This window comes from Alteromonas sp. CH_MED4-4 (assembly GCF_037029575.1).
In the GTDB taxonomy this organism is placed as follows: domain Bacteria; phylum Pseudomonadota; class Gammaproteobacteria; order Enterobacterales; family Alteromonadaceae; genus Alteromonas; species Alteromonas macleodii.
Window position 1 is genome coordinate 47,713 of sequence record NZ_JAYMEU010000033.1, and the last position, 7,201, is coordinate 54,913.

The 7,201-nt window shown below is 44.7% G+C and carries 6 protein-coding genes; all 6 read left to right on the forward strand.

Going from position 1 to position 7,201, the window contains the following annotated elements; genetic code table 11:
- The first annotated feature begins 237 nt into the window (after positions 1–237).
- On the forward strand, positions 238–1,731 hold the full coding sequence (locus WA381_RS18075) for a carbon starvation CstA family protein (RefSeq protein ID WP_156086089.1): 1,494 nt from the start codon (positions 238–240) through the stop codon (positions 1,729–1,731).
- 122 nt (positions 1,732–1,853) lie between these two features.
- Positions 1,854–3,545, forward strand: a complete 1,692-nt coding sequence (locus WA381_RS18080; protein WP_156086088.1) for a sensor histidine kinase — start codon at positions 1,854–1,856, stop codon at positions 3,543–3,545.
- 2 nt (positions 3,546–3,547) lie between these two features.
- Positions 3,548–4,276, forward strand: coding sequence for a two-component system response regulator BtsR (btsR, locus tag WA381_RS18085; RefSeq protein WP_156086087.1), 729 nt, complete (start codon positions 3,548–3,550; stop codon positions 4,274–4,276).
- Positions 4,277–4,495: 219 nt separating this feature from the next.
- Positions 4,496–4,951, forward strand: a complete 456-nt coding sequence (locus tag WA381_RS18090; RefSeq protein ID WP_014948722.1) for a MarR family winged helix-turn-helix transcriptional regulator — start codon at positions 4,496–4,498, stop codon at positions 4,949–4,951.
- A complete protein-coding gene (locus WA381_RS18095) occupies positions 4,948–6,021 on the forward strand; it encodes an HlyD family secretion protein (protein WP_101563754.1) in 1,074 nt (357 codons plus the stop codon). Before WA381_RS18090 ends, WA381_RS18095 begins: the two co-directional genes overlap by 4 nt.
- 9 nt (positions 6,022–6,030) lie before the next feature.
- Positions 6,031–7,062, forward strand: coding sequence for a DUF2955 domain-containing protein (locus tag WA381_RS18100; protein ID WP_049585763.1), 1,032 nt, complete (start codon positions 6,031–6,033; stop codon positions 7,060–7,062).
- The last annotated feature ends 139 nt before the right edge of the window (positions 7,063–7,201 follow it).

Genomic DNA, 7,201 nt, shown 5'->3' on the forward strand with positions numbered 1-7,201 from the left:
CTTGATACGGCTTGGTAATTAATTGCGCGGATTTTAGCATTTTACTGCACGTAACAGTAGAGCGAAATTACATACTCCCTACCGCTTAATTTGCTATGCGACCACTCACTGCTTTTTTTCATGCATACACACTTTCACATCGTTAACCTATTTCAAACATTGTTGTACACACCGTTTACAACACAAGTGACAGACCCTTTTTATAAACCCTATTTATAAAAATAAGGACAACGCCCTGTGATATTGTTTCTAATTTGCGTAGCCGCGCTTATTGCTGGCTACTTTATATATGGCGCCTTTGTTGAGAAGGTATTTGGCGTCACACCAGCACGCCCCACTCCTGCACATAGCCAAAAAGACGGCGTAGACTTTGTTCCCATGTCTACACCGAAGGTGTATCTCGTTCAGCTTCTCAACATTGCTGGCGTAGGCCCTATATTTGGCCCTATTATGGGTGCACTATATGGCCCAGCTGCCATGCTTTGGATTGTATTAGGGTGCATTTTTGCCGGCGCTGTTCACGACTATTTCTCAGGCATGCTGTCAGTTCGCAACAATGGTGAATCTGTGCCTAGCTTATCTGGCCGTTATTTGGGCCGAGGCGCTAAGCACTTTATGAACTTGTTCGCTATTGTGCTGCTTCTACTGGTAGGTGTAGTTTTTGTCTCAGCGCCCGCAGGCATGATCACAAATCTCGTTAATGATCAGACATCATGGCATGTTGAAGTTGGCACCATGGTCGCCATTATTTTTGCCTACTATATTTTGGCTACCATTGTTCCCGTAGATAAAATTATTGGTCGTTTTTATCCGTTTTTCGGAGCCCTTCTTATTTTCATGTCGGTGGGATTATTAGCCGCTGCCAGCTATTCTGACCAGCACTCGATACTTAGCCAATTCACGGCAAGTGATATGCTGACGAATTTGAATCCTAACGATATGCCTCTTTGGCCGGCGCTCTTTATCACTATTGCTTGTGGCGCTATCTCTGGATTTCATGCCACCCAGTCCCCACTTATGGCTCGCTGTATGGAGAACGAGAAGAACGGACGTTTTGTGTTTTTTGGTGCAATGATAGGTGAAGGTGTGATTGCCCTTATCTGGTGTGCCATTGCCCTTTCTTACTTCGACAATTTAGAAGGACTATCGGCAGCTATTACCAATGGTGGCCCTGGAAACGTTGTCTATGCCTCATCATTCGGTCTTTTAGGTGTTGTTGGTGGCGTACTGGCTTTTCTTGGCGTGGTTATTCTTCCTATTACGTCTGGCGACACCGCATTTCGCTCAAGTCGTCTTATCATGGCCGAGTACTTTAACGTTGAACAAAAAGGTATACGTAACCGCTTGTTCATGGCCGCCCCATTGTTTGTGCTTGGCGGTATTCTTACCCAAGTCGATTTCGGCGTTATTTGGCGCTACTTCGGATTTGCCAACCAAGCAACAGCCGTCATGATGCTGTGGACCGCATCTGCATACTTACTAAGACATAATAAACTGCACTGGATAACTACGGTACCAGCAATATTTATGACGGCCGTTTGCGTTACCTTTATTCTAAACAACGACACCTTGGGTTTCGGTATGGCGATGAATGTATCGACAACCATCGGGCTTATCGCATCGCTAATAACCACGGTTTACCTCATTCGAATTTCCAAGGGGAAAGGTGAAGCGCCGCTTGAGCCATCATCTGTGAATGTTGAAAAGCCCTCCCAACCGGTAGACGCGTAACTACCTACACTAAACACGTGTAATATGATGAGCCGCCCTTTATATAGGGCGGCTATTTAATTTGTACTTTTGACATGGGTTATAATGAGGCTCATTTTTAACCGGCGGTAATATTGGCAAGCATGGAACTCATACTTTCGCTACTTCAACAAATGTGTGTGTATCTTGTGCTCGCATATATGCTGAGTAAAACACCGCTTTTTCTTCCTATTCTCAGCATTTCTTCTCATCGCAAACACCGCTACTTGGTGTATGTAGTTTTTTCTTCCTTTTGTATTCTGGGCACGTATTTTGGTCTGCAAATAGACGACGCCATTGCCAATACCAGAGCCATTGGGGCAGTTATAGGAGGATTACTAGGCGGTCCAGTAGTTGGGTTTGCCGTAGGATTGACCGGCGGCCTCCATCGTTATTCATTGGGTGGTTTTACTGATGTTGCCTGCGCTATTTCCACCACGCTGGAAGGTCTTATTGGCGGCCTCATGCACGTTTACTATGTTCGCCAGAACAAAAGTCTAGATCTTTTCAACCCATGGAAAGTTGGTGTCATTACCTTCATAGCAGAGTTGTTTCAGATGGCTATACTGCTTACCGTTGCCGAGCCTTTTGAAAAGTCTTACGCACTGGTCAGCGCTATAGCCGCACCTATGGTCATTGCAAATTCTGTGGGGGCCGCACTTTTTATCAGTATCTTATCTGACAAAAAAACGATTTTTGAAAAGTACTCTGCCACTTTTTCACGACGTGCACTATCCATAGCAGATCGCTCAGTGGGCGTGCTCACATCTGGATTCACCCCAGTTAATGCAGAAAAAGTAGCACGTATTATCTATGAAGAAACGAATGTGGGTGCGGTAGCGATTACTGATAAAGAAAAGATTCTGGCGTTTATCGGAACGGGTGCCGATCATCACCTACCAAACACCCCCATATCGTCATCAAGTACAATGGAGTCACTGAACAATAACAAAATAGTCCATTTAGATGGCGCTGAGCGCCCTTATCAGTGCACATTAAACAAAAGTTGTCCGCTGGGTTCAGTGTTGATTATTCCACTTCACTCAGGCTCTGAGGTGGTAGGTACCATTAAGCTTTACGAACCCAAACGGAAGTTTATGTCGACGGTTACCCTGTCAATGGCAGAAGGTATCGCTCAATTACTGTCAAGTCAGATTGTTTACGGCGCGTATCAGCAGCAAAAAGATCTGCTCTCACAGTCTGAAATCAAGCTGCTGCATGCACAGGTCAACCCTCATTTCCTATTTAACGCGCTCAATACGATTAGCGCTATTATTCGTCGCGATCCCAAAAGGGCCAGAGAGCTCGTGCTAAGCTTGTCACGCTTTTTTAGAATAAACTTAAAGCTAAACACCGCGGTGGTGACACTAAAAGAAGAGATTGACCACGTTAATGCTTATCTGGCAATCGAGAAGGCGCGTTTTGCCGAACGCCTACAGGTTACCATCAAGTGTGACGATGCTGCCATGTCAGCGCTTCTACCAAGTTTTACGTTACAGCCACTGGTTGAGAACGCGGTTAAACACGGTATCGCCCAACGAATAGAGGGTGGGCATTTAACTTTGAATGTACGATGTACAACAGATAACCACATTCACATTCTCGTTGAAGATAATGCTGGCTTGTACAAACCTACAAAAAAACAACACGCAGGTTTAGGGATGGATATTGTAGATAAACGGCTTATTCATCAGTTTGGTCAACGAGCAGGCCTGGTGATCGAGTGTCGAACTAACCAGTTCACTCGGATGTCCTTTTCCATTCCACACACTCACTATCATTCTCATCAGGGCTAACAATGACTAAGAACTCAGCATTTCGCGCGCTTGTTATTGACGATGAACCGCTCGCCAGAGAGGAGCTTTGCCAGTTACTCAACGAAACCAATGAAGTACATGTCTTAGGGGAAGCCGCGAACGCCATAGAGGGGTTGGCATTAATTAAACAACACCGTCCGGATGTTATATTTCTTGATATAGAAATGCCCCAGCTCTCTGGACTCGATATGCTGGCTATGCTTGATTTAGACACCATGCCTTATGTTGTGCTGGTCACCGCATTTGAACAGTATGCCCTTCAGGCATTTGAAGATAACGCGTTTGATTACTTGCTCAAACCTGTGGAACCAGAGCGGCTTGATAAAACAGTTGCCAGGCTTAAAAAGAGAACTCAGCCCCAAACTGACATTGACGCTATTGCCTCCCCCACGTTAGTACATATTCCTTGCGTAGGTCATCAGCGCATATTACTGCTACCCGAATCTGATATTCATTTTGCTTACAGCGATGTGGCGGGCGTACATGTTAGATCGCTAGAACAACAAGCAGACACGCAGCTCACATTGAAAACCTTAGAAGAGAGAACCGCGCTTGTTCGATGTCACCGTCAATACTTGGTGAGGTTATCATGCGTTGCGGAAATTAAACTCCTGGATAATGGCCTTGCTACGCTTCTAATGAAGACGGGAGATTCAGTTCCCGTGAGCCGTCGATATCTCAAAAAGCTAAAGTCGTTATTAACGCTTTAATCACTCCACAAAGGCTGCATTAACTTAAAAAGGACTGAGAGAGTATGCCTGATTTTCGGGCACCGTAAGGAAATTTCCCCATTTTCCTGCTCAATGGAGAGCCTTCCCCCGTTCAATTCACGCTCAACTTGCAAAATCTCTTTCTCATCTCAATGCCATTTACTTAGCATGCTAAACAAATAAAATAGTTAGCATGCTAATTAAATTAACGGTTTTTACATGTCATTTTCAGAACCTATGCCACTTCAACTTATTGCGCTTTTTGCCCGCACTGCGCAAAAGTGCAGAAGAACTGTCACTGAATCGGTCGCTCATCTCGACCTTACAGAGTCAAGATGGCGCGTAATGATTCATATGTCATTACTTGGTGAGGGCTGTACGCAACAGATGGTGGCTGAAAGCTTGGAAATAGAAATGCCTAGCTTAACTCGCACAATTAAACAGCTCGAAACTACCGGGTTAATCAAACGCGTTACAGATACTAACGACAAACGAAGTCGCTTACTTTACTTCACAGATATGGGCAAAGGTCGAATGAATGATATCGAAAGTACATTGATGGCGCTGCGAGATGAAGTGTACGCAGGAGTATCTGAAGAAGAGTTACGCATTATGGCTAAATGTGTTCAAAAAATTGAAGTTAATGCCGCAAAATTATTGGAGTCACTTAAGTGAGTCAACGAACCCCAGATCAGGAATTTGCTAGGTACATAAAGCTGGCTTTAGTCGCTTTTGCCATCTGTTTTATCTACTTTATTATTGCAGATATACGCATGCCAATGACACCACAGGCGAGAGTCTATCATCAGGTCACGCAAATCTCTCCTCAGATAAATGGGCCGATAAACGAGGTGCTTGTCAAAAATAACCAAACCGTCAAGGAAGGGCAGGTTTTATTTGTTATAGATGAGACACCTTACCTAATTGCCCTTGAAAAGGCGCAAATTGATTTGGCAAATGTAGAGTTAGAGAATGCTCAGATAGATGCGAAAGCGGAAGCGATTAGAGCAAAGATAGAGGCTGCATCGGCGGTTTACGACGAACGCAACAGTGAATTTCAACGACTTAATTCCTTAGTTCAAACTAGAGCGGTATCTCAACAAAACGTGGACAAAGCGTACGCGCAACTTAAAAGCGCTGAAGCCGAAATTAGTGCGCTTGAAGCCGATCTAAACCAGCAAGTTGTTGCAAGAGGTAAGCAAGGTGACAAAAATCTAAAATATCTAGAAGCGGTAAATGCGGTTAAACGGGCAGAGTTGAACTTAGCCTATACCAAAATTAAAGCACCGCATGACGGCATAATGGCAAACATGCAGGTAACTCAAGGCACTTATGCTAAACAAAGTACGCCCCTTGCCTCAGTTGTCGATAACACGCTAGATGTGGTTGCAGATTTTCGAGAGAAATCACTCGCCAATGTAAAAGAAGGCATTCGCGCTAACGTCGTTTTTGATGCACTACCGGGTAAAGTATTTGAAGCTAAAGTGGAAGAATTTGAAGCTGGTGTAAGCGACGGCCAACTTGCCGCCAACGGCACCCTTGCAAGCGTTGAAAAGTCGAATCGATGGGTACGAGATGCACAGCGCCAACGTGTCCACATTAAGCTTGAAGAACAAGAAATATCGTTAAGCCACCTCACCAGTGGCGCTCGCGCTACCGTGCAGATAGTTCCAGACAACCCTATTGAAAGTGTGGCAGCGAACATTCAAATTCACTTTATAAGCCTGCTGCACTTCATTTATTAGACTTAAATTATGGATTCACAGCTAAGTAAAAATGATGTCCAGCAGATGCTTAGGATCGCCTCCGGCGCCACGTTGGGCTTTGCTATATCGAAAGCGCTGGATTGGCCTAATCCGATATTTTTTACCTTGTACCCTATTTTGTTGCTTGGACTGGTAGCCGTTTTAAATGGTCACATTATTCGACAATTTCTTGCCGCAACTATCTTTCCGGCGGCGGCTGTTTTAGTGGTATACGGCTTGTTCGGAAGCCACCCATTGCTGATCACGCCGCTAATCGCCATCACTTTCGCTTTTCTGTTTTGGCAAATGAGTAAAGGTACGCTGTATTTATTCGGTGCGTTTTCCCTTGTAGGACTTTCGCTGCAGCTACACTTTGCCAGCTACAGCAGCGATGGAATAGATATCTACGCATTAGTGATATCAAACATCGGTGCAATTCTGTTGGCATTAATAATTGCATTCGCTTTGCATATTGTTTTTCCCGATGAGGAGCCGCGCACGCCTTTACCCAAAGCGGCAAAAGATAAAGCAAGTATTCGCCACGAAGTCATATTATGCACCACTGTCGCCACGCTATCGTTTGCTGTATTTCAAACCTTCGACTTAGTAGATTCGATATCAGCACAAGCAGCAAGTGTATTGATTCTTTTTCCACTGTGTTGGAAAGGAGCCACATTGAGTGGCTGGCAGCGAGCGCTGGGCACGCTAATTGGATGTAATCTTGCCCTGCTCGCCCAGCTCATTTTGCTCAACTACAGTGACACGTTGTTTTTCGCAAGTTTCAGCTTATGGATATTGGTATTTTTCATCAGCCGCCAGCATGTACTTAGCGGTGGTGGTGCTGGCACGGGCTTTGGCGTACTTACCACATTTGGCATTTTGTACGGCCAGTCACTCTCTCCACAACAGGATATTTTTTATAGTGCGCTGTATCGCTTTTCATCGGTAGTCGTAGCTATTGCACTTAGCCTGTGCGTTATTTATGTAGTACACAGTCTACTTAACAAATTCCAGCCTACACGACACCACACGTTTACTTAAAAGACCTGTAGTTATAACGCTTACCGGTTAAAATTTGTGGACGAAAAGTTGATTTGCTACTTCTAGGGCCTGTATATGGTCTCCCCCGTTATTGCAAGAGTAAACATGCTGTTTTGACTAAAATGGTTTGCGTCCGTAT

Excerpts from the sequence above, each read along its gene's own strand:
- WA381_RS18080 (WP_156086088.1), top strand. The coding sequence starts at position 1,854 with ATGGAACTCATACTTTCGCTACTTCAACAAATGTGTGTGTATCTTGTG.
- btsR (WP_156086087.1), top strand. The coding sequence starts at position 3,548 with ATGACTAAGAACTCAGCATTTCGCGCGCTTGTTATTGACGATGAACCG.
- WA381_RS18090 (WP_014948722.1), top strand. The coding sequence starts at position 4,496 with ATGTCATTTTCAGAACCTATGCCACTTCAACTTATTGCGCTTTTTGCC.
- WA381_RS18100 (WP_049585763.1), top strand. The coding sequence starts at position 6,031 with ATGGATTCACAGCTAAGTAAAAATGATGTCCAGCAGATGCTTAGGATC.